Origin of the sequence: Thiohalomonas denitrificans, assembly GCF_016841685.1 — a bacterium.
GTDB lineage: Bacteria > Pseudomonadota > Gammaproteobacteria > Thiohalomonadales > Thiohalomonadaceae > Thiohalomonas > Thiohalomonas denitrificans_A.
Map to the genome: position 1 here is coordinate 1 of NZ_JAENYR010000026.1, position 25,225 is coordinate 25,225.

The window sequence follows — 25,225 nt, forward strand, 5'->3', positions numbered from 1 at the left end:
GCCGTTAGTGACAGCCCGGCGCCCGGATTCACGCCCCCTCCCCGGTTGCGCGCGCCTTCAACCGTACACCGCGGCCGCCTCCAGAACTGGCCGCGCCCTCCCCTATCAACTCGATCCCGGCCTTCTCCAGCGCCTCCACTACCTTGACGAGTGATTCGACATTTCCCCGTACCTGGGGACCCACACTGGCCTCCATGCGCTGAATCGTGGGCAGTGACAGACCGGCCGTTTCGGCGAGTCGGCGTTGATCCATACCGAGAAGTGCCCGAGCGGCCCGAATCTGGGTGGCAGTAATCATCTCCAGGACAGCCTTTGTAAGGTCTGGCCCCTATTTTACCATAGCTCAGCCATTAGAATGCAAGTATTAAACATCACCAGAACGTAACCTTCGGTGGCAGGGTGCCGCCCCGGGGGACGCCCAATATCTTCAGGCAAGCAGCTCTGGCGCAGGATCAGCTATTCAGATTCAGCGGCAAGGTATTCCCGAATCAGGGCAAGAAAATCCTCGCCGTAGGCCTCCAGTTTCTTTTCGCCGATCCCCGGGATGTCAAACAGTTCGGCTCGGCTGGTGGGCCGTTCGGTAACCATCGCCACCAAAGTGGCATCATGAAACACCACATAGGGCGGTACGCCCTGCTTTTCCGCCAACTCGTGGCGCCGTTGGCGCAGTGCGGCCCACAGGCGCCGGTCCGATTCGTCGGTGAAGCGGGTGAAGGGCCTTTCGGTTCTCGTGCGCTTTCGGGAGGGTTTGCGCTCCTTGCGCAGCAGGAGATTCTCCTCGCCGCGCAGCACCGGACGACAGTTTTCGGTCAAGTGCAGGCTGCCGTGGCCCTGCACGTCGACGGCGATGTAGCCCCGGGCGATGAGCTGGCGGAAAAGGCCGCGCCACTCGGTACCGGTCAACTCCGTGCCGATGCCGAAGGTGCTCTGTCGATCGTGGCCGAAGCGGCGAATGCGCTCATCCTCCTTGCCGAGCAGCACATCGATCAGATAGTTGACGCCGAAACGCTGGTTGGTGCGATGAATGGCCGATAGCGCCTTCTGGGCCGGGACGGTGGCGTCCCAGGTGTCGGGCGGTTCCAGGCAGTTGTCGCAGTTGCCGCAGGGCTCATCCCGCCGTTCGCCGAAGTAACCGAGCAGCGACTGACGCCGGCAGGCGGTCTGTTCGCAGAAGGCCAGCATCGCCTCGAGTTTGTGACGCTCGACCCGCTTGTGGGCATCATCCGCCTCGGAGCTCTCCAGCATCTGGCGCAGGGTGATGACATCGTCCAGTCCGTAGACCATCCAGGCATCGGCGGGGAGTCCGTCACGCCCTGCCCGGCCGGTTTCCTGATAGTAGGCCTCCAGGCTCTTGGGAAGATTAAGGTGCGCCACGAAGCGCACGTCCGGTTTGTCGATGCCCATGCCGAAGGCGATGGTCGCCACCACTACCACGCCCTCTTCTTTGCGAAAGCGCGCCTGGTTCGTCTGGCGGATCCCGGCCGGCAGGCCGGCGTGATAGGGAAGCGCCGTGACGCCCTGCCCCGCCAGCCATTCGGCGGTGGCCTCGACCCGTTTTCGGGTCATGCAGTAGACGATGCCGGCCTCACCCGGATGCTCCTCGCGGATGAAGCGGAGCAACTGTTCGCGGGGACTGCGCCGCTGTGCCAACCGGTAGTGGATATTGGGCCGGTCGAAGCTGCTGATGAAAACGCGTGCATTGCCGAGCTGAAGCCGCTCGATGATCTCGCGGCGGGTGATCTCATCGGCGGTAGCGGTCAGGGCGATACGCGGGACGCCGGGAAAGTGCTCGGCCAGTATGGCGAGCTGGATGTATTCGGGTCGAAAGTCGTGCCCCCACTGGGAGACGCAATGTGCCTCATCGATGGCGAACAGCGCTATGCTGGCCCTCTCCAGCAGGGATAGAAAGCGAGCGGTCATCAACCGTTCGGGGGCCACGTAGAGCAGGTCCAGATCGCCCCGCAGGAGCTGCTCCTCGACGTGGTCCGCCTCGGCCCGGTCGAGAGTGGAATTGAGGAACGCCGCCTTGACGCCCGCCTGGCGCAAAGCGGTCACCTGGTCTTCCATCAGAGCTATCAGCGGCGAGATCACCACCCCGACGCCACGGCGGGCGATGGCGGGGATCTGATAGCAAAGTGATTTGCCACCCCCTGTCGGCATCAGGACGAGGACATCCTGTCCCTGGACCACGGAGGCCATCACCTCATCCTGGGGTGGCCGGAAGGTCTCATAACCGAATACGGAGTGAAGGATTTTGCGCAGGTCCATTGCGTCCGCATTCTGCCGGTCTGGCGTGCCCGAGGCAAGGAATAGGGTCCTCTAGTGTTAGTCAGGCCGCACAGGCATTGTGCGGTATCCCGGGTGGTCAACCACTGCTGCCCCCCTTCGGGGCGGTGCTCCGAAGGAAATCCACCAGTACGCCACGGTGGGCCAGCATCCGATCGATGGAGAAGTGGTTCGCACCCGAAACCACCAGCAGTTGAACGTGTGTACCACCGCGGGCATGCAGCTCATGCACGTCGCCAACCGGCACCGTACGGTCCCTGTCCCCATGAACCAGCAGTACGGGACACCTCACCCGGGTAATCGTGTTGCGCGGGGCAATGGCTGCAAAGCCTGCCCCGATCGCCTTTTCGACGTAGCGCAGAACCCAGCGGCCAACCGGCCAATACGGGATGTGTTTGGCGGCCATCATCTGCCGCATCACTTCCGCCGGATCCGCAAAGGCGGCCACACTGATCACCGCGGCGATATCGTCGCGACGGGAGGCCAGCAGCAGGCTGGCAGCCGCCCCGACCGAATGACCCAGCAGGCCGATACCAGCGCTATCGACCTCCGGACGGGTCTTCAGCCACTCGACCGCGTTCTCCAGATCTTCGGCGAAACGCGGCATCGAGGCAAAATCGTCATCATCACTGTTGCCATGGCAGCGTGCATCGAACAGCAGGAGACCCCAGCCCGCCTCATGGAGCGCGGGCGCCAGCGGCAGCATGAACTCGGCATTGCCGCCCCAGCCGTGCACCACCGCCATGGCGGGCTGCGGCCCCCCGTCACGTGGCGGGATAAACCACCCGAAGAGACGCTTGCCCCGTTCGGTGAGGAATTCGACGGTTTCGAAGGAGAGATCCCGATCGGCAGGCGTTCCGCGCTCCCGATGGCGGGGAACCCGGAAGGCCCGCCGCACCGCTCGCGGTGCCGCCCAGATCGAGGCACCCATCAAGAGTGCAATGAGGATATAGGGCCAGAACAGCATGGTTCAGTTTGACATACCGGTGGAACCTCAGGAGGAGAATCTCACCGCGGGGCAGTTTTCGCAAACAGTGCGGGCACCGGCTCAGTCACTGCCGTAGGCCATCGTCGAGAGCAGTGCCAGCTCCGCCTGTCGGGAGTCGAGTCGGGTGTGTTGAACGACGATGGGCACGTCCGACTCGATCACACTGGCGTAGTCGGCGTCGGTGGGAATCGGCTCCGGATCGTCGAGATTGTTGAAACGAATATGCCGGGTACACCGGGGCGGCACGGCAAACCGATAGGGACCGGCGGGGGCTCGGTCGCTGAAAAAGATGGTTATCACGACATTCGCCTCATCGTCACCTGCGTTGAGGATGCATGCGGTCTCGTGGGAAGTCATCGCCGGTGCCGGACCGTTGCTGCTACCGGGTATATAACCTTCGGCGATGGCCCAGCGCCGTTTTCCAATCGGTTTCATTACGGATCCTCCCTGGTTTACTTGGATGGCTCCGGGGTCGGTATAGGTGTAACCGATGCCGACCCGGCCGCCAGCCCCGCCTCAACCAACACCAGTGTGGTCTTGTCCCAGTCCCAGGCCAGCGTGCCATCGGATTCGTCGACGACGCACTCGCCATGAACGCCGCCATCTCTTCGTGGCGAACCTGGATGAACTCCATCTTCTTTACCCGTTCCAGCGCGCCAACGATTCCATTAATGCCGACGGCGAACACCCCGGTCATGCAGCCGTTCAAGTAGAAAATCACTGACTTGATCTGCCATGAAGCCCCCTTCCTTGGGAATTCCTGAATGCTCCCTGTGCATCAAAAGTTAGCGGTTACCCAGGCATTTGCCAGGGCGATGGCGGAGGGGAAATCGATTAGCTATAACGGGATAAAGCTGCAGGCGAAGTGCTCAATCCAGCCGAGAGCGAAGGGGGAAGCAATGCCTTTATACAGAACGATTCTGGCCACAACCGATTTCTCCAACGTATCCGATTCAGCCGTGTACCGCGGTGCCGAACTGGCCACTTTACTCGGGGCACAGCTGCACCTGCTACACGTGATTGAGCACTTTCCTGAGGATCGCCCCAGTGGTGAACCTTTTCCTGAAAACGAGGATCCCGTAGATTTCTATCGACGCCGGGCGCGGGAGCGAATGATCGAACAGATCCAGCGCCTAAACATCACTGAGCCCGAGATGCACATCTTGCTCAGCCGTTACTCGGCAGCGCGCAGCATCATCGAATTCATCAATTCCCATAACACGGAACTGGTAGTATTGGGGAATGAGCCGAAATTCTTCAGTTTGGGATCGACGGCCACCAGCGTCGCTCACCGTGCGGAGTGTGACGTCCTCGTGGTCCGGAACAGCTGATCGCGGTGAAAGTGTGGGCCTTACCGTTGAAGTGAAAGGATTAGGCACCGGGGCGCTAGGCCCGGTGCCCGAACAGAGCTATTCCACCTTGATGGAATGCCGCTTGGAGCGCTCGACCTTCGGCATGGTCAGCTCCAGGACGCCCTCCTTGAAGGTGGCCTTGGTCTTATCGCCGTCCACGTCGGCAGGAAGGGAAATCGTGCGAGAAAAAGCACCGCGACTAATCTCGCTACGGTAATAATTTTCCTCTGATTCCTTTTCTTCATGGTGACTGGAGCCGCGAATGGTAACGCTGTTGTCGCTCAGAGAAACATCGATGGAATCCTTATCAACCCCCGGGATCTCGGCTCGCAGAACGATTTCCTCCTCTCGATCGATGATGTCAACCGGGGGGATCTTGGCGACTGGTGCCAGTTCTCCCCACAAGGGGGCCGTTCGCATCGGGCGCAGCCAACCGGTCGGGAAGAAATTCTCGAACATCCGCTCCATCTCCTCGAATGGGGCCAGCATACGCTGTGGCATTTGGCTCTCACGCCGGGTAGTGATTTCCTGTTTATTTTCCTCGGCCATGTTTACTTCCTCCTGTTCCACTGTTGATATCCCACACCGGTGATTCCGGCACGTTACTCGCTTGGCGGCAGTTCCAGCGCCACAAACAGCGGCTGTTCACCGCGTCGAACCAAAACTGCTACTGTGTTCCCACCAGGAAGCTCTTCCAGCAATTGCTGAAACTGTTTGGGGTTGCGAACCTCCTCTCCGGCAAACCGCTGAATGATGTCGCCGGGTTGAATGCCGGCCAGGGCAGCCGGTCCCGGGGAGACATTCTCGACCAATACGCCCGTCTCCCCCACATCCGGCGGCAATTCGCTTACGGTAATCCCCAGACGTCCCTCCTCTGGGGCCGAACGCTCCTGGCGATCCCGCGTCCCCCCTACGATCTCCTCCGGCAACTCACCGATCCTGAGCCGTATCTCCTGTTCACGCCCGTCACGAATCAGAAGGATCGGGACGGTTTTTCCCGGTTCGGTTCCGGCCACGATGGTCGGCAACTCATCAGCATTGGATATACGCTGTCCGTCAAACGACAGAATGACATCGCCTGTCTGGAGACCGGCGGATGCGGCGGGGCTATCCTCCATCACGGCACCTACCAGGGCTCCACGGGGCTCGTCGAGCCCGAAGGACTCAGCCAATTCGGGGGTGACTTCCTGGATCATTACCCCGAGCCAGCCGCGACTCACCTTGCCCTTGGTACGCAACTGTTCCGCCACATCCATGGCGACATTAATCGGAATAGCGAACGAGACGCCCATGTAGCCACCGGTGCCACTGTAAATCATGGAGTTAACCCCGATCACCTGACCGTCCAGACTAAACAGCGGGCCTCCCGAATTGCCCGGATTCACTGCGGCATCCGTTTGAATGAACGGAATGTAAGCGTCACCGGGAAGGCTTCGTCCCAGCGCCGAAATGATGCCTTGAGTCGCCGTATGCTGAAGCCCGAAAGGTGCCCCGATGGCCATTACCCATTGACCCACCTTTAGTTCATCTGAATCACCGATGGGGGCTGCGGGAAGATCGGTGGCGTCGATTTTCAAAAGCGCAATGTCACTGGGCAGATCCTCGCCGACAATCCTGGCCGTGACTTGACGCCGGTCAGAAAGCGTTACGCGGAGTTTTTGTCCCTGAACCACATGGGCATTGGTAAGCACATAACCATCTTCGGAAATAATGAAACCCGAACCCATCGATTGCTGCAGTTGTGCTGGCGGACCTTGACCGTCATGGGGTGCCTGATCGAAAAAGCGCTTGAAGTATTCGTACAGCGGACTGTCCTCGGGTATCGGCAACTGCTCCAATATCCCGCCCTCCCCTCCGGTAAATTCCTCGGAGGTAATACTGACGACCGAATCCCTGTATTGCTCGACCAGAGGCACAAAGTTGGGCTGCGCCTGCGCCAACTGGACTCCGCAAAGAAATATCGCCGCAACCAACAGCAACCCGGCCTGACGGACCGGAGAAATCGCATTGTCCATAGAATCACCATGCCAATCCTGTTCCTGTAAAGCCTATACGCGGTCGCTCCTTTCCGCCACTGAGAGGCAATGCCGCGACCAGAGATTTACAGGCCGGGGGTTGCTAGTATTCAAGCAAGGTGCCGAAAACCAATGCGGGGGTTGGCCATGCCCGAACCAAATGCACGCAGCGTGTTGCTCATCGTTGACATACAACCAGACTTTCTTCCGGGAGGTGCACTCGGGGTTCGAGGCGCCGATCAGATTATCGCGCCTTTGGCCGACGTAATGCGTTCGGAGCTTTTCACTCTCCGCGTAGCAAGCCAGGACTGGCATCCGTCCGACCACATATCCTTCGCAAGCCATCATGGGAAAGAACCAATGAGCCAAATCGAGCTCTACGGCCACGTTCAGGAGCTTTGGCCCGACCACTGTGTACAAAACCGTCCCGGCGCAGAACTCGCCAAAGGCCTGCCCTGGGAGCGGGTCAGTGCGATCATCCGCAAAGGCGACGATCCGCTGGTGGACTCCTACAGCGTGTTTCGCAATAACTGGGATCCGCAGGGTCATAGACCCGCCACGGGACTCGCCGGCTATTTACGCGACCGTGGCATCGAGGACGTCTATATAGCCGGACTGACGCGAGACTTTTGTGTCCGCTGGAGCGCCCGGGATGCGATGGCCGCGGGCTTCAACACGTATGTGATTTGGGACCTTACGCGTCCCGTGGATCCGTGTGACGATACGGCCGTGCAGCAGGATTTGGAAAACTGCGGGGTTAAGATTATCGGGCAGGCGGACTTGACGGCCTGAAAAGGCAAGCGGGAATGCCGAACGCACTCGTCACGGGTAGTAACCGCGGTCTGGGTCTGGCCTGGGTTCGTCACCTCGCGGGTGAGGATTGGCGGGTCTTTGCCAGCTGCCGGCATCCGGGCGACGCCGTGGAGTTAACCACGCTGGCTGGGCGGAGCGACGGAATTAGCGTACACCGCTGCGACGTTACCGTGCCTGACGATATTCGAGGCCTCTACTGGGACCTGGAAGACCAGCCCATCGACCTCCTCGTTGCCAACGCAGGTGTCTATCTGGAGAAAGGTGCGACAGTACTGGGAAGCCTGCGCTTCGATGACTGGATGAGAACTATGGAAGTCAACCTTTTCGGTCAGGTCCGCATGATTGAGGCGTTTCACAACAATCTCGAAACGGCCCGAAACCCACTGGTGGCCTCCATCAGCAGCCATATGGGAAGCGTCTCTGATATCACCGTTGCGGGCAGCTATTACTACCGATCCAGTAAGGCTGCGCTAAACGCCGCCATGCGGGGACTTGCGGCCGAGTTCATGGAACGTGGAATCGGACTGATGCTTCTTCATCCCGGGGGTGTGATGACCCGCATGGGACCTCCCCACGGCCTGTCACCCGAAGAGAGCGTCGCCGGCATGTATCAGCTGGTTAAAAGGTTCGACCGCAAAATGCACGGCCGCTTTTACCGCTACGATGGTAGCGAGCTGCCCTGGTAAAAAAACGGGGCCCGAAGGCCCCGTTCCGAGATCACGCTGCAGCGTTGATCAACCGAACACGTCGTGCGTGATGTTGTTGAACCAGGAGTGGGCAAAAGCCACCTCCCGCTTGCGCATCTCCATCGTCGTGTCATCGTACCCCGGGGTCAGACCACCGGATCCCGCCACCTTGTTGATCTTTCCATCGGCGTAGCCGTACACCATTGCCACGGAAATGCCATCTTCCGGCGTGATGATGCTGTAGCAGGTGTTAACCAGCGAAGGCTGCGGAGCCGAATCGCCGTTCAGCAGCGCTACCACAGCGGCGGCACACACCTTGGCCTGGGAATTGGCCGAATACCCCGACTTCGGCATCGGACTCATAATGGCGGCGTCACCAATGACGTGGATGTTGCTGTGCTGTTTGGACTCGAAGGTCTTCAGGTTCACCGGGCACCAGCCACTATCGTCAGTCAGGCCGGCGTCAAATGCGATTTTTCCCGCCTTTTGCGCCGGAATCACGTTCAGCACATCGGCCTTGAAAGACTCGACCGCCGCCTGCAGGGTCTTGGATTTGGCATCGACGGACTCTGCTTTGCCACCGTCAGCACCCGATACCCATTCGATCAAGGCGTTGTCGGAGCCGTAACCGTAGTGCTTCTTCCAACCAGCGGTGAACAGGCCGAACTTGGAGAACTTATCCTTCGGATCCACGATAAGGACCTTGGACTTGGGTTTGTGGTTTTTCAGGTACCAGGCAATCTGCGAGGCGCGTTCGTAGGGTCCTGGTGGGCAACGGAACGGATTGGGTGGCGGCGCGATAACGACGGTACCACCATCATCCATGGCTTCGAGTTGCTTGCGCAGGGTCACCGTCTGAGGGCCCGCCTTCCAGGCATGAGGAATCTGCTCTGCCACGTTCTTGTCATAACCGCCGATGGTGTCCCAACGGAAGTCCACGCCGGGAGAGACAACACAGCGATCGTATTGGAACGATTGTCCTCCGCGAGTCTTGACGACCTTTTTTTCGGCATCGATACCGGTCACGTAATCCTGTACGACATTGACACCATGGCCCTTGAGACCGCCGTAGTCGAAACGGATGGAACCGATATCCCGTTCACCCGACAACACCTCATTGCTCATGAAGCAGGTGTGATAGTGCTCGTTGGGTTCGATGACCGTCACTTCGATGGAGGGATCGGCCATACGCATGTATCTGGCCGTGGTTGCACCGCCGATGCCACCACCGACGATCACGACCTTGCCTTTGGGCGCAGCACTCGCCCTTCCGGCCGCGAGTGTCAGGGAGCTGGCTGCAGCGGCGGTACCCGTAACCTTGAGAAAATCTCTGCGTGTAAAGTTTGCCATTGTTTCTATCTACCCCCTTTATTTGCCCTGGCTGGCGTAGTATTCCACCAGTGCGTTTAAGCCGTCGTCGCCTTTTGCTTTATGGACTTCGTCCATACGGCGCTTCATCTTTTTGGGCATCTCACGTACGCCTTCCCGGAAATCGGCCAGGCTCCATTTGAGGTAAGGCTTGGGCTGACCGGCGAGAATTGCGCTGTCCTCGGCAAATTTGCCGCCATCCTCGTGGCATTTTTCACAGGAGCGGTCGTGCAGCATATCGCCAAGGCGCACAACGCTGGCATCGAATTCCTGCGTCAGCGGTATGTACTTCTGTTCGGAGAAATAGCCCGCCATCAACTCGATTTCTTCATCCGAGTACCCTTTGGCGATGCGATTCATGATGGTACCCGGCCGTTCATCGGCCTTGTAATCCAGCATGACATCGACGAAATACTCAGCACTGATCCCCGCAATACCTGGTGTTGCCGGTCCCTGGGTATTGCCGTTGGGCCCATGACAACCTGCACAGCTATTGCCAAGCATGGACGCACTCGGCGTCGCTGCCAATGCACTGGCACCGAAAGCGAAGCCAGTCAGTACAAGCGCACCCTGCATGACCTTTTTATATTTCATTGATCCCCCCTTGTGGGTCGAATGTTATGATGTTTTCGAAAAGCAACTTCGCGTTTCCGAATCTAATCGATGAGTAACAACTCTTCAAGGACCCGCGTTGTTTTTTTGTGATGATTGATACGGGCATAGTCAAGGGCGGTTCTCCTTCCCCGACTTTTTAAAGCCGGATCGGCGCCATTTTTAATAAGGAGTCTAATAATCTCGTTATTGCCCAACGCGGCCGCTTTCATTAATGGCGTAAGCCCGTTGGCATCCGGTTGGTTGGAATCGGCACCATGCTCCAGGAGGTACGCGACCATGCCTTCGTGTTCACCTTCGATGGCCCAAAACAGTGCAGTTGCTCCACTACCGTCAATAGCATTGATATTATCCCCCCAGTCCAGCAGCAACTTCAGCATTTCCACCTGACCGTTGCCCGCAGCGAGCATGAGGGCACTCGCACCTTGACCATTGCGAATGTGCAGTTCGGCACCCGCCTCAAGCAGTCGTTTCGCCGTCTGCAGATGCCCTTTCTCAACGGCGGCCATCAGGGCCGTAGTACCATCTTTGTCGGAGGTGTTGACATAGGCGCCGGCATCCAGCAGTTGCTCTACGATATCCTCATACCCGTAGCGCGCGGCCAGCATCAACGCATCCCAGCCGATTCGCGTTTTCGGATCCGTTTTCGCCCCTTCGGCGAGAAGCAGGTCCGCAATCTCCATATGGCCACTTTCGGCAGCAAACGTCAACGCCGTACAGCCAGCATCGCTCCGTGCATTCACGTCGGCACCGGCTTCCAATAGCCGCCTGGCCACCTCGATATTTCCCTCTTCAACGGCGAACATAAGTGCCGATTTGCCGTAGTTTCCCGCTGCATTGGCGTCGGCACCTTTCTCGAGCAACTCTGCAACGCCCTCGGCATCCCCAATGATGGCGGCTTCCCTGATTTGCAGATTCAGGTCCGCGGCCTGAAGCGACAGCGGTAGGGCCAGGGCCAGCACGGCGACCCAGCTTCGTCTTTGCATTGACTTCCCCCGTTGCGAATACGACTTCACCCCGCTAGCCCTCCTCTTCCGGCGGAACCCAGTCATCCGGCGGGAAAGGCTCGAAATGTGCGATTCCGCGATGACATTCGATACAGGTTTTACCCTCCATCTCCGCCCGACCGTGCTTACGACGAGCCATACGGCTCTGCGCTGAAAGATCCATCTGTTCAAAATCGTGACAACTGCGGCACTCCCGGGAGTCAGTCGCCTCCATCTTCTCCCAAACGCGCATTGCCATGTCCCAACGATGCGCCTCGAATTTTTCCTTGGTATCCACTGTTCCGATAATTTCGTGATAGACGTCCTTGGCGGCAATGATCTTCGCCTTGATCTTTGGTAAGAACTCCTTGGGCACATGGCAATCCGAACAGGTCGCACGAACCCCGGATGCACTCTTGTAATGTACGGTCTCTTTGTACTCCTCGAAGTTGTTCTTCATCGAGTGACACGAGGTGCAGAACTCCATCTCATTGGTAGAGACAAAGAACGTATTCACACCTCCATAGCTGGCGAAACCAGCGACGAAAACAACCAGGCCGATAACCATCGGTTTTCGACCAAGCCTGGGCTTTTGTTTCCCGAAACCTAACATCCTATCCTCTCTGAAACCTCAAAATTAAATGGGCGGAGTTACTCATCGGTTTACTTTATTAGTATTTAATTATTATTTAATTAATATATAATTAGTTTCTAAATAACCGATGTTTTAAGACATTGTGGGTATGGGAGATTCTTACATGTGCTCTGAAGGGGGTCAATCAGACCAACAAGGAATAGGGAATATACCAATGTGATTTACTCGGTTGTTTGTTTCGCACCTTTGCCAACATCGCCGCGATCAGCGGTTGGAAGGGAATCCCCTAAGCTAGTGGGCCATGCGGAAAATAGGGTAACTCTCAGCCGTTCCACAAAGCCCATAGCCCAGGCGCATGAGGCGGGACCAGCGGGCCTAACTGATGTGCAGGATGCACGAATGCCGCCCGAGAATAGACGGACCTACTCGGCTCTGGCATCCTGCTTCGCTCTAACTCCTCCCTCCATGGAGTCGTGTGGCCAGGCCTGATTGGCCGGATTTCCCGCTCATTTTCGTCGTTAAATAGCACCACTATTCGCCTCGAAAGATCGAAAAATCTGTCTCAAACCGGCTTTCCCTCGCTACGATCGGTCAAGTCCGACAGGCTCCTGGTCACGACAAACGATTTTCCCCGTTTTGCCCCCGGAAAAACAGGGGTGACTATACTTGGCTACAGCAAGCCCGTGGACGGTAAAGGAGGGATGCCGGATTGCCATGCAAGCCAGTGAAAACTCGCCACAGGAAACCCACGGCCATTTTGCGGTCAAGGACTGTGCTTTAATCGCTATTGCCACGGGAAAACGCGCCCATTCCTTGAAGGAGCTGCGTGATCACCTCGTGACTATCAACGAGGACAGTATCTATTATCATTTCTGGGGCGGACTCATTCAACCGCGTTTTGAAGAGCGGGAATTCAATAATGATTTCGCCTCCTGGACCCGTCATGGACTGCATGACGGTACCCTGGCGGAGAAACTGGCGGTTGTGGACCCCACTGAGTTCACCGACCCCAATACCCTGCGCAACGAGCTTATCGAGCTGGTAGAGGAGCGTCTTGAAGAGCGGGAGTTCCTGCGCTGGATGCCCGCAGCCAAACCCTTCGAGTTCATCCGTTCGCAAATCGTGGTATTCGATACCCATAGCCGGGCCGCGAATCCCAGAGAGCTCTGCGCTTTGCTGCCGCATGTCTCGACTACCAGCATCTTCTATCATTTCATTGATGCCCGGCAGCGTTTTCCGGAGGGCGTGGACGACTTCCGCTTCTGGCTGAGCGGGTTCGGCCATGAATTCGATGATCTGGCGCTACGGCTGGCGGAGGTGGACCCTTACTTTGCGCCGATGACCGAACTGCGTCGCAATCTAATCAACGTATTTCAGGAATACTTCGAGGAGAGTGCTTCATGAGCGGCATGCTCGAAGCCTACGCCAAAGTGTCCGGTGAAGAGGTTATCGATCACCTTCGCCAATTGAGCGAGCCACTGGCCGGCATGACTATCGTGCATGTCAATTCCACCCGGGTGGGTGGCGGTGTCGCGGAGATCCTGGACAAACTGGTGCCCCTCAGTAACGAACTGGGGATCGACACGCGGTGGGAGGTAATCACCGGCAACATGGAGTTTTACCAGTGTACCAAGAGCATGCACAACGCCCTTCAGGGAAACCCCTTGCGAATACCCGATCACCTCTACAAGGCCTATGAAGAGACCAATGTCGCCAATGCAGAAAGACTGCGGGGGGTGCTGGAAGAAGCCGATGTGGTATTCATTCACGACCCCCAGCCGGCTCCCCTGCTGGGTTTATGCCCAAACCGCAAGGGCAAGTGGGTGTGGCGCTGCCACATCGATGTCAGCCATCCGGACCGCCTCGTCTGGAAATACCTGCGCCAATATCTTATTGCCTATGATGCCAGTGTATTTTCACTACCGGCTTTCGCCCAGCCGCTACCCAATCTGGAATACATCATTCCACCGAGCATCGACCCGCTTTCGGTGAAAAACATTGCTCTCGATGCTGACGAGCTTCACGAAGTCGCCGAACGCTTTAACCTGGACACCAGCCGACCGATCGTGGCACAGATCTCCCGCTATGACCGCTTCAAGGATCCGGTAGGAGTGATCCGCGCCTATCGATTGGCCAAGAAATTCATGCCTCAACTGCAATTGGTACTGGCCGGCGGCGGCGCCAGCGACGACCCCGAAGGCGAAATGGTTCTTGAAGAGGTGCACTCGGCTGCGGAGGAAGATGACGACATTCACGTCCTCCTGCTCCCTGCAGACGCCCACCGGACCATCAACGCACTACAGCGAATCGCCGACATCATCATACAAAAGTCCACCCGGGAGGGCTTCGGGCTAACGGTAACCGAGGGCATGTGGAAAGGAAAACCGGTGATCGGCGGAGATACTGGAGGTATTCGTCTGCAAGTAATCGATCACCACACGGGCTTTCTGGTGAATACGCCGGAGGGTGCGGCCTTGCGGATGCGCTATCTTTTCCGGCAACCGGAAAAAATGCACGAAATGGGCGCCAAGGCTCGTGAGTTTGTGACCGACAATTTCCTGTTGACTCGCCAGCTACGGGAATACCTGACCCTGAGCGTAGGCCTGCTTCACGGCGCCGCAAACCGGATTGTTATCGGTTAATTCCGCTTCCATATCCAAAGTTCTGGAAACCAACCGGAACTAAATACCAACGCAAAGCGAGGGGCCACCAGGCTCAGCAGACGGGCTTCGACAGTAACTCGTCAAGGAACGATATGAAAAGAAACGGACTGGCCGTTTGGCGCGGACACCCCTATCCCCTGGGGGCGACCTGGGATGGTGAGGGTGTCAATTTCGCCCTGTTCAGCGAACATGCGGAAAAAGTACAGTTATGCCTGTTCGACCCCAAGGGACGGCGCGAAATCCAGCGAGTGGATCTTCCGTGGCAGACGGACCAGGTGTGGCACTGCTACCTGCCCGAGGTCCGCCCGGGGCAACTCTATGGTTATCGCGTGCATGGTCCCTATGACCCGGCATCAGGGCACCGTTTCAATCCCCACAAACTGCTTATCGACCCCTATGTAAAAGATCTGGTTGGCTCGTTACGTTGGAGCGACGCCCTCTTCGGCTACCGTATTGGCCATCCCGAAGAGGACCTGACCCCCGACAGCCGGGACAGCTCGGCCGGTATGCTGAAGTGCCGGGTCATCGATACGGCGTTCACCTGGAGCAATGACCGCGCCCCGAACATTCCCTGGGACGACACCATCATCTACGAACTACACGTCAAGGGCTACACAGCTCAACACCCGGAGATCCCCGCCCCACTCCGTGGTACCTATGCGGGACTCGCTACGGCACCGGTGACAGAGCATCTGAAACGCCTTGGCGTTACAGCGGTGGAACTCATGCCCGTGCACACTTTCGTCGACGATCGCCATCTCGTCGAGAAACGCCTGAGGAACTACTGGGGCTACAACTCCATCGGATTCTTTGCGCCGGACATGCGCTATTCCGCAAGCGGCCAGGTGAACGAATTCAAGACGATGGTCAAGACATTCCATTCGGCCGGCATCGAGGTGATTCTCGATGTGGTCTACAACCATACGGCCGAGGGCAGCCACCTGGGCCCCACCCTCGCCTTCCGTGGAATCGACAATGCGGCCTACTACCGTTTGGTGCAGGACGATGAACGCTATTACATGGATTACACCGGCTGCGGCAACACCCTGAACATGATGCATCCGCGCGTGTTGCAGCTGATCATGGATTCGCTGCGCTACTGGGTTCAGGAAATGCACGTGGACGGATTTCGTTTCGATCTCGCCTCGGCACTGGCTCGGGAGCTGCATGAAGTCAACCGCCTGGGGGCTTTTTTCGACATCATTCATCAGGACCCGATCCTCTCCCAGGTAAAACTGATTGCCGAACCCTGGGATCTCGGCGAGGGCGGCTACCAGGTCGGAAACTTTCCCGTCGGATGGACTGAATGGAACGGCAAGTACCGCGATACCGTGCGCTCCTACTGGAAAGGGGATGGCGGCATCATCGGTGAACTCGGCTCCCGACTCACCGGTTCTTCCGATCTGTACGAGCAGAGTGGTCGCCGCCCCTATGCTTCGGTCAATTTCATCACCGCCCATGATGGTTTCACACTACAGGATCTGGTCAGCTACGACCGCAAGCACAATGAGGCAAACGGCGAAGACAACCGCGACGGCGAGGATCACAACCGCAGCTGGAACTGCGGCCATGAAGGACCTACCGTCAACAAACACATCCGGGCACTTCGAGCGCAGCAGAAACGCAATTTCCTCGCCACGCTGTTTCTCTCCCAGGGGATTCCGATGCTGGTCGGCGGGGACGAAATGGGACGGACACAGTACGGTAATAACAATGCCTACTGCCAGGATAACGAAATCAGCTGGGTCGATTGGGAGCTCTCTGCGGAAGACCGGGAGCTTATCCGTTTTACGGAGTCCATGATCCGCCTTCGAAAGCACCATCCCACCTTCCACCGCAACTATTTCTTCCAGGGCCGCCGCATCAAGGGAGCGGGCGTCAAGGACATCACGTGGCTGCGACCGGACGGCGGGGAAATGACGGACGAGGAGTGGCAGCAGTCATTCGCCCGCTGTCTGGGAATCTTTTTTGCCGGCGCCATTGAAGAAACCGATGCCAAGGGGCAGCCGGTAAAGGATGACAACATGCTGCTCCTGCTCAATGCCCATCACAAGGAGATCCCCTTCAAGATCCCGTCCTTCCCCCCGAAAGCACGCTGGGGTGTTGTTATCGACACCAGTTATGAAGAGGGTAAACGTGACGATGGACGCTACTTTTATTCAGGAGGCGAGTATCCCCTGCGAAACCGCTCGATGGTGCTGTTGGTCCAGTGGACTGGTCAACAGTGGAGAGCAGCCTAGGAGAATTCATGCGGCGTAAGCACACAATGCCCTTTGGCGCGGAGATCACTCCATCCGGTGGTGTCCGGTTTCGGCTCTGGGCGCCGGACACCCACGAGGTGGAGCTACACCTGAAAGGAGCCCAGGGACCAGAGTTACTGGCCATGACGGCCCTGAATGATGGCTGGTTCGCCCTCGAAACCGACCGCGCCGCTGCGGGCACACACTACCGGTTCCGCATCGGCGGCCGGGAAGCCCTGGTTCCGGACCCGGCCTCCCGATATCAGCCACTGGACGTCCACGGCCCCAGTCAGGTAATCGATTCACAGGCTTTCGAGTGGCGGGACGAGACGTGGACCGGACGTCCCTGGGTGGAGGCCGTTTTTTATGAGCTGCACGTGGGCAGCTTCACCGCTTCAGGCACATTCGCCGGTGTGGAAGCGCGTCTCGATCACCTCGTCGAACTGGGTATCACGGCTCTGGAACTGATGCCGGTGGCCGATTTCCCCGGCCGCCGTAATTGGGGATATGACGGCGTTCTGCTCTTTGCTCCGGACGCTCGCTACGGAACACCGGAAGATCTCAAGCGACTGGTCCAGGCGGCACATGAACGGGGGCTGATGATCTTCCTCGATGTGGTCTACAACCACTTCGGTCCGGAAGGCAACTATCTCCACCTGTATGCCCCCCAGTTTTTCAACGAGCGGCATCATACGCCCTGGGGGGCCGCGATCAATTTCGACGGTGAGCAGAATCACTGGGTGCGCCGTTACTTCATCGATAACGCACTGTACTGGCTGAACGAGTATCACTTCGATGGCCTCCGGCTGGATGCCGTTCACGCCATCTGCGACGACTCCCGGCCGGACATCCTCGAGGATCTCGCACAGGCAGTTGCGGACGGCCCCGGTCGCGAGAGGCAGGTGCACCTGGTACTAGAGAATGAAAACAACATTGCTCATTACCTGGAACGCAAGGGTACCGAACCCCGCTGGTATCAGGCACAGTGGAATGACGATCTCCATCATGCAATCCACGTTTTGATTACCGGTGAGGCCTCCGGTTACTACCAGGATTATGCTCAGGGGCCAATAGCACATCTGGGACGCTGTCTGGCGGAAGGGTTTGCCTATCAGGGCGAACCCTCACGGCATCGCGGAGGTGCACCTCGGGGGCAACCGAGCGCACACCTACCCCCGGCGGCTTTCGTCTCCTTTTTGCAGAACCACGATCAGGTCGGCAACCGCGCCTTCGGAGAACGGCCGACGCTGCTTGCGTCCGAAGAGGCCATCGGAGCCGCATTAACGATCCTGCTCCTGGCGCCGAGCCCTCCCCTCCTCTTCATGGGCCAGGAATGGGGCAGTCGGCAGCCCTTCCCGTTCTTTTGCGATTTTGGCGATGACCTGCGCGAGGCGGTCACCGAGGGACGGCGCCGCGAGTTCGAACGCTTTCCCGAATTTTCCGATCCCGAGGTCCGAAAACAGATACCCGACCCCATGGCCGAGCAAACCTTCGCCAGCGCCATACTCCGCTGGGAGGAGCAGGAGCATCCTGTAGGACAACGCTGGTTTCAATTGCATCAGGAACTACTTCGAATCCGGAATCGAACTCTGGCTCCCCACCTGAGTGGAAATGGTTGGCAGTCGGGTTATGAAAGTATCGGCAAGCGGGCACTGCGTGTCTGGTGGCGATGCCCCGATGGCGTGTTTCTGAAACTGTACACCAATTTCGGTGACGCTTACCTTCCCGGTGCGGTTTCTGGACCGGGTGAACTCCTATTTGGCTGGCCGACCCCCCCGGAAGGTGTCGGCCCGGCCGGGCTCCCACCCTGGTCCGCTGTCTGGTACTTCGATAACTCCGCCTTGAGCAAATGGGGAGCGGTATGACTGAAAAACAACGTATACCGCTCAGCACGTATCGGCTGCAGTTCAATCGTGAGTTCACCTTTGCAGATGGTGCCAACCTGGTCTCCTACCTTGACCATCTCGGCATCAGTCATGCCTATGCATCCCCCTATTTGAAGGCGCGGGCCGGCAGCAGTCACGGCTACGATATCGTTGACCACAGTGAGCTCAACCCGGAAATTGGTGATATTGAAAGCTTTCGCCATTTCGTCACCACTCTTCACGACCATGACATGGGACAGATCCTCGACCTGGTGCCCAATCACATGGCCGTATTCGGGAATGACAACGCGTGGTGGCTGGATGTACTGGAAAACGGACCGACCTCCGCATACGCCATTTTTTTTGATATCGACTGGCGGCCGATCAAGGAGGTACTGCGCGGCAAGGTGCTGGTCCCCGTACTCGGGGACCACTACGGACAGGCTCTTGAGGATGGGCAACTCACACTGGAATTCGAGCCGACACAGGGTGAATTCAGCGTCTGGTACTGGGAGCATCGGTTTCCTATCGACCCTGTCACCTATCCCATTATTCTCGAATCCGGAATGGCAGACCTATCGGATACGCGGAGCGACCAAAACCCGGCGTTGCAGGATCTGCAGGCCCTTATCACCTCCTTCGGTCACTTGCCGGCGCGATGGGATCAATCCGAGGATAGACTTACCGAGCGTCGCCGCGATAAGGAGATCCATAAGCGTCACCTGGCTGAACTCTGTGATCGTGCACCCGAGATCGCTGAATATGTTCAAGCCTGCGTCGCCCGCTTCAACGGCACTGCGGGTGAAGGATCATCTTTCGATGCCCTGCACCGGCTGCTGGAGCAGCAGGCCTATCGACTTGCATACTGGCAAGTGGCCTCTGATGACATCAATTACCGCCGCTTTTTCGATATCAATGAGCTGGCGGGACTGCGCCAGGAAGAGCCGGAGGTCTTCGATGAGACCCATCGCCTCGTCCTGCAACTGATGCACGATGGGAGTTTGGATGGGGTACGAATCGATCACCCTGACGGCCTGTACGATCCGGCTGACTACTACCGCCAGTTGCAAAAGGCGGGTTCCCGGGCACTCTCCAAACCCGCCGCTCCCGAGCCCACTCGAGAGCCCCTCTTTTACCTGGTGGTGGAAAAAATCCTCGGTAGCCATGAACATTTGCCCGGCGACTGGCCGGTTCACGGCACGACCGGCTACGATTTCGCAAATCTTTTAAGCGGGCTGTTGGTTTTTCCCGATTCCGAGAGCGAGCTGACACGACTCTATAATCGCTTTACCGGTAATCGCCACGAGTTCGACGACCTCCTCTTCGAGAAGAAAAAGCTGGTGATCAAGACCCAGCTGTCCAGTGAGCTGGCGGTGCTGGCCAACATGCTCGACCAGATTGCACAGCACAACCGCTACACACGTGATTTCACACTCAATGGCCTGCGCAACGCCCTGATGGTCATCGTTGCCAGCTTTCCCGTCTACCGGACCTACGTCAGTGGCAGTACTCCCCTTCAGGAGGAGGACCGCAGATATATCGAGTGGGCAGTGGCATGGGCAAAGAGACGCAGTCCGGCCACCGATATCAGCATCTTTGACTTCGCTAAAGACGTACTCCTCGGCGAAGAGACGACACTTCAGAATGAAGAGCTTCAACGGCAGGCCCTCGCCTTCACCATGAAATTCCAGCAGTACACCTCTCCGGTCATGGCGAAGGGGATGGAGGATACGGCTTTTTATGTCTACAACCGCCTTATTTCCCTAAATGAAGTGGGCGGCGATCCGCGTCGTTTTGCCTTGTCGGTGTCCGCGTTTCATCACACCAATGCCGAACGGCTTCAGCGTTGGCCCGCGACGATGTTGTCAACATCGACACACGATACGAAACGCAGCGAAGATGTTCGCGCACGGATTAACGTGATTTCAGAACTGCCGAACGAGTGGCAGCGCCATGTAGCACGCTGGAGCCGTCTCAATCGCGCAAAGAAAATGACAGTCGATGGTGAACCCGCGCCGTCACGGAACGACGAATATTTTCTCTATCAGACTCTCGTGGGCGCATGGCCGCTGAAGCTTCAGGGCGACCACGGCTTAGAGGCGTTTCGGAAGCGAATTCGGGATTACATGTTGAAGGCGGTCAAGGAAGCCAAGGTACATACCTCATGGATCAATCCGAACGAGGACTATGAAAACGCCGTTGCATTTTTTGTCGAAAATTTGCTCTCCGACACTCACAGCCGCTTTCTCGGCGACTTTCAGCCGTTCGTGCGGCGCGTCTCCCGCTTTGGACTCTTCAATTCCCTCTCCCAAGTCACACTCAAGCTCACTTCTCCGGGCGTGCCCGATATCTATCAGGGTAACGAGTTATGGGAGTTTACTTTGGTGGACCCGGACAACCGCCACCCGGTCGACTACGGGTTGCGAAAGCGGCTGCTCGACGACCTGGCCGGTCGGCGAACCAATCCCGGCCTTGCCCGTGATCTGATGGACCACATCGATGACGGCCGTATCAAGCTTTTCATCACCTGGCGTCTTCTGAAACTGCGCCGCCGGTATCCCCGGCTCTTTCTGGAAGGGCGATACACCCCTTTGGAGGCTGAAGGCGACCTGTCGGAGCATCTGTGCGCCTTCGCTCGGGAATACCGGGGACAATGGCTGATTGTGGTGGTACCAAGATGGTTCACCCGGCTAATGACCGATGCCAATGATCCTACCGGAGAGCCTGTCTGGGCCGATACCGAGGTGGAGTGGCCACAAAAAGGATGCTTTCGAAACTGGTTTACCAATGAAATCTTCGAGTCCGAAACAGACCGGATCGCGGCGGCTGACCTAATTCACGACTTTCCGGTTGCGGTTTTCGTCTCGAACGAAACTCCCAGTGGTCCATGCGGGAAATAGCGTGGCAGTCCTCCTGCGCCTTGCCGATGGTGCTTGTGAGACCGGACTGAGTGTTACACTAGTTCCCGCATGGACCACTCGGCCCGATGCTTTCGTTTACCCACCGGTTTGCGCCATATAGCGCACAACTCGCGTATCTCCACCAAAATCGTGGCGGGCCGGCTTGCGGGCCAATGCCCCCTGAATGGTTTCGATCAGCCCATCCCGCTCTCCCTCTTGAAGCCAGGGACGCAGTGCAACGGCGTGTTCACTACCGAGGCAGGTATAGAGCACCCCGTCGGACCCCACACGGACTCGATTGCAGGTATCACAGAAATGCTGGGACAAAGGGGTGATAAAGCCGATGCGTGTATCCGTCCCCGCTATTCGGACATAGCGTGCCGGCCCACCCCCGGGAAAGACATCGGGAATCAGATCGTACGTGGCCTCCAGCCGATCACGCACCTCACGCAGATCAATGAAGCGATCAGCGGCATCCCGTCCGGTCTGCCCCATCGGCATGGTTTCGATAAAGCGAAGCGTGATGCCGTGTGCATCGCAATAAGACACCATTGCCTCGACTTCGTCGTCATTGATGCCTTTCATCACCACCGCGTTGATCTTCATCGGTACCAGGCCGGCTTCAATGGCCGCTGATACGCCGTCAAGCACCGACTGCAGGTCACCGCCGCCGGTGATCTCGGCGAATCGTTCGGCACGCAACGAGTCGAGGCTGACATTGAGTCGATCGACCCCGGCCGTCTTGAGCGCCCCTGCCAATTTCCCGAGTCGTACCCCGTTGGTGGAAAGCGACAGATCCTCAATACCGGAAATGCTGGCTACCGCCTCACACACCTCCACGATATCGGTGCGCACCAGCGGTTCGCCGCCAGTCAGACGGACCCGGGAGACGCCCAGCTCGGCGAATGCCGCGACCAATCTCCCGATTTCTTCAGGTGAGAGTCGCTCTTCGTGTCCACAAAAACCTTTGAAGCCCTTGGGCAGACAATAGAAACAGCGCAAATCGCAGCGGTCAGTCACCGAAACCCGCAAATAATCCACCTGCCGCCCGTGCCCGTCTTTTAACATTTTCTGCTCCCCTGGAAGGCAGTGCAGAGTTCGCCAGGGCACCGGGGTCGCGACGCTAAACGCCTCTCTCTCCGGAGTGCCATTAACACGAGACTTTGTGATCCCGGTGCCTTTGCGCTCTCTGCGCTATGCACTGCGCTCAGTGCTCGCCCTTGGTCTTGCGAATGCCCGCCAGTCGGTTGCCCTGCTTTTGCGGACCGCCCATCGGAAAGATATCGTGCAGGTAGCGGTTGTTGCCCTTTTCCGACCCCCACTTCGCCTTGAAGTGTTTAATCATGGTCCTTACCTGGGCCTGGACATTATGCTCGTCGTAGTAGTTGCGGATGTAGTAAATGACATCCCAGTGTTCATCGGTCAGTTCAAGCCCTTCATGCGCCGCGAGCGCCACGGCGAAGTCTTCCGACCAGTCGCCCATGTTCTGGATATAGCCTTCCGAATCGGTCATCACGGGTTGGCCATTGACCATGATGGTATTCGTTTTGTGCGCCCACGGATTGGTATTCATCCGTTCGCCTCCGTTATCGTCAGTCGATCTATTGCCGTCATCATTTCGCAGCCACCAAATCGGGTAAATATAGAAGAGGCGCTACCCCTTTAGCGGTAGGTACTGATTACGGTGGAGGAACCTCATACTGCAATCGGCATAGTCACCGCGCCTCGTTTTCCGCACTTCCGGAGTGGGGATTGGCATTGCTCCTTCCGCTTATCCTACACGTGGAAAACGAAAAACCAAAAAGAAGGGCCAGTTCAGGAAGGCAGTATGTCGAGGCCGTTCAGGCACCCTCAGCCGGGGCTGATTGGTCGGGACGATCCGGGTTTCTCGGCATGGATCACCAGACATCTGACATCATTACCGGTCTTCGAAACGATGTGTCCCTACGCCGGTATCCCGGGGAAAATCTGGCAGCGACAAACCGGGCTTGAGCCAAACCAAGGTTCAATTCAGTAATTCGATGTAAATACCCAGATTCTGGACTTCTTCGTCGGACAGTTCTTTGGCCCACGGTGCCATCAGCTCTGTCATCGGACCGACCTTATGGCCGTCTCGATAAAGATTGAGCATGGTTTCGACTCCGATGGCTGTTTTTCCGGCCAGGCTGGGAGTGAAACGGCCACCATGCCCGTCACGGTGATGGCAGAGCCGGCAGATTTCATCGTAGCGGTGCATCCCCGCTCTGGCCTTGCGCGCTCGTTCAGGATTGGTGGTCTCCAACTCAAGGATCTTGGGCACTGCCGGAGACTCCCCGGAATGTGCCGAATCACCCTTGGTGATGAACTGGATCGTAAAGTGCACTCCCAGACCGACCGCTACTACGAGCAACAGCCAACTGAGTGCCTGGAGACGGCGTCGCATATTGCCAGGCGTCTTCATCTTTTCACAACCAGCGGTGCCGCTCATGTCCATGATCGTGGAGAGTTCTCGGAGAAAAGCAGGATGCATCTGCCACCATCCCAAAAGGGATGGTGGCAGGATACACGGCAGGGGTTAGCTACTAATGGGCGGTGGCACGGTTGGTACGAACAATCTGATAGGCACGCCCCAAATAGCCGATAGGTGCGCTCCAGATGTGCACCAGACGGGTGAACGGAAAGAGCAGAAAAACCGTCATGCCAAAGATCAAGTGCAGGCGAAAGATCAACTCCGTTTCCGCAACCAACTCAGGCTTGGGACCGAACAATACGATACTCTTGGCCCACTGAGCCATGGCCATCATGGTATCGGCACTGCCATGCGCCGCGTGCTGTGCAGTCGCAAAAGTGGTACCGAGTCCGAGCATCAACGTAATAAGGAGCCAGCTCAGGATAAACAAATCCGAGCCACGACCTGCTGCGCGAATACGTGGGTTGGTTACACGCCGCCACCACAGCATACCGCCGCCGATCAGGCAAAGTATGCCAAGGAACCCGCCGCCATACATGGCGATATTCTGTTTGCCAAGACTGGACAGCGAGATGGTCTGCCAGAGGGCATACGGTGACAACAGGCCGAACAAGTGGCCGAAGAAAATACCGATAATGCCTATATGGAACAGATTGCTGGACAGGCGCAGACCCGACGAGGAGAGCAGCTGACTGGACGAACTGGTCCAGCCGTATTGCTCACGATCGAAGCGTATCCAACTGCCTATAAGAAACACCGACCCCGCCAGATAGGGATAGACGCCAAAAGCTAAGAAATTAAAGTAATCCACATTACTCTCCTCTGGCCGCGCCAGATGCGGCCATCAATAAGGTTGTTGTGTTCACAGCTCAACCACCGATCTTAAGCAGCCAAACGGGTCAGTGAAGCGCGGTTTTTGACGATAGAAAGCAGCGCTGCATAAGGGCTGTCGGCCTTGTTCAGATTATCGGTTAGCACTGCCAATACTTTGTGAGCATCAGACAGGAATGTCGTCGCCTCGCTGTCTTCCAGCATTGCGGCGAATTCCAGGATCACCGGCAAAAAGTCGGGTAACTCTTTAGCCGCCACCTTAATGCCGTAGTCCTTATACAGTTCGCCCAGATCGATCAATGCCGGACCACGAGCCCTGTCGTTATCATCACCGAACAGATGGTGGGTCAAATGCAAACTGTGCTCTGGCGTCATATCGAAGGTTTTTACGTACTCTGTCTGTTGTTCAGTCAGCGGCGTACTGGTCAGGTGGTCAAGGAACTTCAATAAAGTTTCCTTTTCCTCCACGTCGATACGCTGACTCCCCTCGATTTCAGTGCGTATTTCCGGCAGATGGTCAAGCAACTCCTGATCCGGGTAATCCAGCAGCGCCGAAACTATCTTATAGATGGGCAT

23 protein-coding genes are annotated in these 25,225 nt (G+C 57.5%); 8 read left to right on the forward strand and 15 right to left on the reverse strand.

Annotated elements, in window-relative coordinates:
* Positions 1 to 28 precede the first annotated feature (28 nt).
* The 4 genes from Q7L05_RS07585 to Q7L05_RS07600 form a co-directional block, all read right to left on the reverse strand.
* Complete coding sequence (locus tag Q7L05_RS07585) at positions 29 to 298, reverse strand: helix-turn-helix domain-containing protein (RefSeq protein WP_303904278.1); 270 nt, start codon at positions 296 to 298, stop codon at positions 29 to 31.
* Between the two features lie 158 nt (positions 299 to 456).
* The gene (gene recQ, locus Q7L05_RS07590) at positions 457 to 2,268 is read right to left on the reverse strand and encodes a DNA helicase RecQ (protein WP_303904280.1); all 1,812 of its coding nucleotides are present in this window, start codon (positions 2,266 to 2,268) and stop codon (positions 457 to 459) included.
* Between the two features lie 97 nt (positions 2,269 to 2,365).
* On the reverse strand, positions 2,366 to 3,253 hold the full coding sequence (locus Q7L05_RS07595) for an alpha/beta hydrolase (protein ID WP_303904283.1): 888 nt from the start codon (positions 3,251 to 3,253) through the stop codon (positions 2,366 to 2,368).
* 81 nt (positions 3,254 to 3,334) lie between these two features.
* The gene (locus Q7L05_RS07600) at positions 3,335 to 3,709 is read right to left on the reverse strand and encodes a sensory rhodopsin transducer (protein WP_303904285.1); all 375 of its coding nucleotides are present in this window, start codon (positions 3,707 to 3,709) and stop codon (positions 3,335 to 3,337) included.
* Between the two features lie 464 nt (positions 3,710 to 4,173).
* Here Q7L05_RS07600 and Q7L05_RS07605 point away from each other — a divergent pair, with 464 nt between their 5' ends.
* Positions 4,174 to 4,605, forward strand: a complete 432-nt coding sequence (locus tag Q7L05_RS07605) for a universal stress protein (RefSeq protein ID WP_303904288.1) — start codon at positions 4,174 to 4,176, stop codon at positions 4,603 to 4,605.
* Positions 4,606 to 4,683: 78 nt separating this feature from the next.
* Here Q7L05_RS07605 and Q7L05_RS07610 read toward each other — a convergent pair whose 3' ends face one another.
* Together Q7L05_RS07610 and Q7L05_RS07615 are read right to left on the reverse strand one after the other, a co-directional pair.
* Positions 4,684 to 5,175 (reverse strand): Hsp20/alpha crystallin family protein, encoded by a 492-nt coding sequence (locus Q7L05_RS07610; RefSeq protein ID WP_303904291.1) that lies wholly within the window; start codon positions 5,173 to 5,175, stop codon positions 4,684 to 4,686.
* A gap of 53 nt (positions 5,176 to 5,228) precedes the next feature.
* Positions 5,229 to 6,641: a DegQ family serine endoprotease gene (locus Q7L05_RS07615; protein WP_303904293.1), complete on the reverse strand. Its 1,413-nt coding sequence runs from the start codon at positions 6,639 to 6,641 to the stop codon at positions 5,229 to 5,231.
* Positions 6,642 to 6,788: 147 nt separating this feature from the next.
* Between Q7L05_RS07615 and Q7L05_RS07620 the strand changes: the two genes are divergently transcribed.
* Together Q7L05_RS07620 and Q7L05_RS07625 are read left to right on the forward strand one after the other, a co-directional pair.
* Complete coding sequence (locus tag Q7L05_RS07620) at positions 6,789 to 7,433, forward strand: nicotinamidase (RefSeq protein ID WP_317623109.1); 645 nt, start codon at positions 6,789 to 6,791, stop codon at positions 7,431 to 7,433.
* Between the two features lie 14 nt (positions 7,434 to 7,447).
* Entirely contained in the window at positions 7,448 to 8,140 is a 693-nt protein-coding gene (locus tag Q7L05_RS07625) for an SDR family oxidoreductase (RefSeq protein WP_303904298.1), read from the forward strand.
* A 48-nt stretch (positions 8,141 to 8,188) separates the two neighbouring features.
* Here Q7L05_RS07625 and Q7L05_RS07630 read toward each other — a convergent pair whose 3' ends face one another.
* From Q7L05_RS07630 to Q7L05_RS07645, 4 genes are all read right to left on the reverse strand, one after another.
* Positions 8,189 to 9,490, reverse strand: a complete 1,302-nt coding sequence (locus Q7L05_RS07630; RefSeq protein ID WP_303904300.1) for an NAD(P)/FAD-dependent oxidoreductase — start codon at positions 9,488 to 9,490, stop codon at positions 8,189 to 8,191.
* Positions 9,491 to 9,508: 18 nt separating this feature from the next.
* On the reverse strand, positions 9,509 to 10,102 hold the full coding sequence (locus Q7L05_RS07635; RefSeq protein ID WP_303904302.1) for a c-type cytochrome: 594 nt from the start codon (positions 10,100 to 10,102) through the stop codon (positions 9,509 to 9,511).
* A 62-nt stretch (positions 10,103 to 10,164) separates the two neighbouring features.
* Positions 10,165 to 11,106 carry an ankyrin repeat domain-containing protein gene (locus Q7L05_RS07640; RefSeq protein ID WP_303904304.1) on the reverse strand — a complete coding sequence of 314 codons (942 nt, stop codon included), beginning with the start codon at positions 11,104 to 11,106 and terminating at the stop codon, positions 10,165 to 10,167.
* Positions 11,107 to 11,140: 34 nt separating this feature from the next.
* Entirely contained in the window at positions 11,141 to 11,674 is a 534-nt protein-coding gene (locus Q7L05_RS07645; RefSeq protein ID WP_303904306.1) for a NapC/NirT family cytochrome c, read from the reverse strand.
* A gap of 741 nt (positions 11,675 to 12,415) precedes the next feature.
* Here Q7L05_RS07645 and Q7L05_RS07650 point away from each other — a divergent pair.
* From Q7L05_RS07650 to treY, 5 genes are all read left to right on the forward strand, one after another.
* Positions 12,416 to 13,105, forward strand: a complete 690-nt coding sequence (locus Q7L05_RS07650) for a DUF5752 family protein (protein WP_303904309.1) — start codon at positions 12,416 to 12,418, stop codon at positions 13,103 to 13,105.
* Positions 13,102 to 14,343: a glycosyltransferase gene (locus tag Q7L05_RS07655; RefSeq protein WP_303904311.1), complete on the forward strand. Its 1,242-nt coding sequence runs from the start codon at positions 13,102 to 13,104 to the stop codon at positions 14,341 to 14,343. The genes Q7L05_RS07650 and Q7L05_RS07655 overlap by 4 nt, the downstream gene beginning before the upstream one ends.
* 113 nt (positions 14,344 to 14,456) lie before the next feature.
* Positions 14,457 to 16,604, forward strand: a complete 2,148-nt coding sequence (gene glgX / locus Q7L05_RS07660) for a glycogen debranching protein GlgX (protein ID WP_303904314.1) — start codon at positions 14,457 to 14,459, stop codon at positions 16,602 to 16,604.
* 8 nt (positions 16,605 to 16,612) lie between these two features.
* Positions 16,613 to 18,469: a malto-oligosyltrehalose trehalohydrolase gene (gene treZ, locus Q7L05_RS07665; RefSeq protein WP_303904317.1), complete on the forward strand. Its 1,857-nt coding sequence runs from the start codon at positions 16,613 to 16,615 to the stop codon at positions 18,467 to 18,469.
* The gene (gene treY / locus Q7L05_RS07670) at positions 18,466 to 21,369 is read left to right on the forward strand and encodes a malto-oligosyltrehalose synthase (protein WP_303904320.1); all 2,904 of its coding nucleotides are present in this window, start codon (positions 18,466 to 18,468) and stop codon (positions 21,367 to 21,369) included. Before treZ ends, treY begins: the two co-directional genes overlap by 4 nt.
* Before the next feature lie 96 nt (positions 21,370 to 21,465).
* On the opposite strand, the gene moaA is transcribed toward treY, so the two are convergent.
* The 5 genes from moaA to narJ all read right to left on the reverse strand — a co-directional run bounded on the left by moaA (position 21,466) and on the right by narJ (position 25,225).
* The gene (gene moaA / locus Q7L05_RS07675) at positions 21,466 to 22,437 is read right to left on the reverse strand and encodes a GTP 3',8-cyclase MoaA (protein WP_303904322.1); all 972 of its coding nucleotides are present in this window, start codon (positions 22,435 to 22,437) and stop codon (positions 21,466 to 21,468) included.
* Positions 22,438 to 22,576: 139 nt separating this feature from the next.
* A complete protein-coding gene (locus Q7L05_RS07680; RefSeq protein WP_303904324.1) occupies positions 22,577 to 22,942 on the reverse strand; it encodes a TusE/DsrC/DsvC family sulfur relay protein in 366 nt (121 codons plus the stop codon).
* Between the two features lie 432 nt (positions 22,943 to 23,374).
* The gene (locus Q7L05_RS07685; RefSeq protein ID WP_303904327.1) at positions 23,375 to 23,836 is read right to left on the reverse strand and encodes a c-type cytochrome; all 462 of its coding nucleotides are present in this window, start codon (positions 23,834 to 23,836) and stop codon (positions 23,375 to 23,377) included.
* 94 nt (positions 23,837 to 23,930) lie between these two features.
* Positions 23,931 to 24,629, reverse strand: coding sequence for a respiratory nitrate reductase subunit gamma (gene narI / locus Q7L05_RS07690; protein ID WP_303904329.1), 699 nt, complete (start codon positions 24,627 to 24,629; stop codon positions 23,931 to 23,933).
* Positions 24,630 to 24,700: 71 nt separating this feature from the next.
* Positions 24,701 to 25,225, reverse strand: a complete 525-nt coding sequence (gene narJ / locus Q7L05_RS07695) for a nitrate reductase molybdenum cofactor assembly chaperone (RefSeq protein ID WP_303904332.1) — start codon at positions 25,223 to 25,225, stop codon at positions 24,701 to 24,703.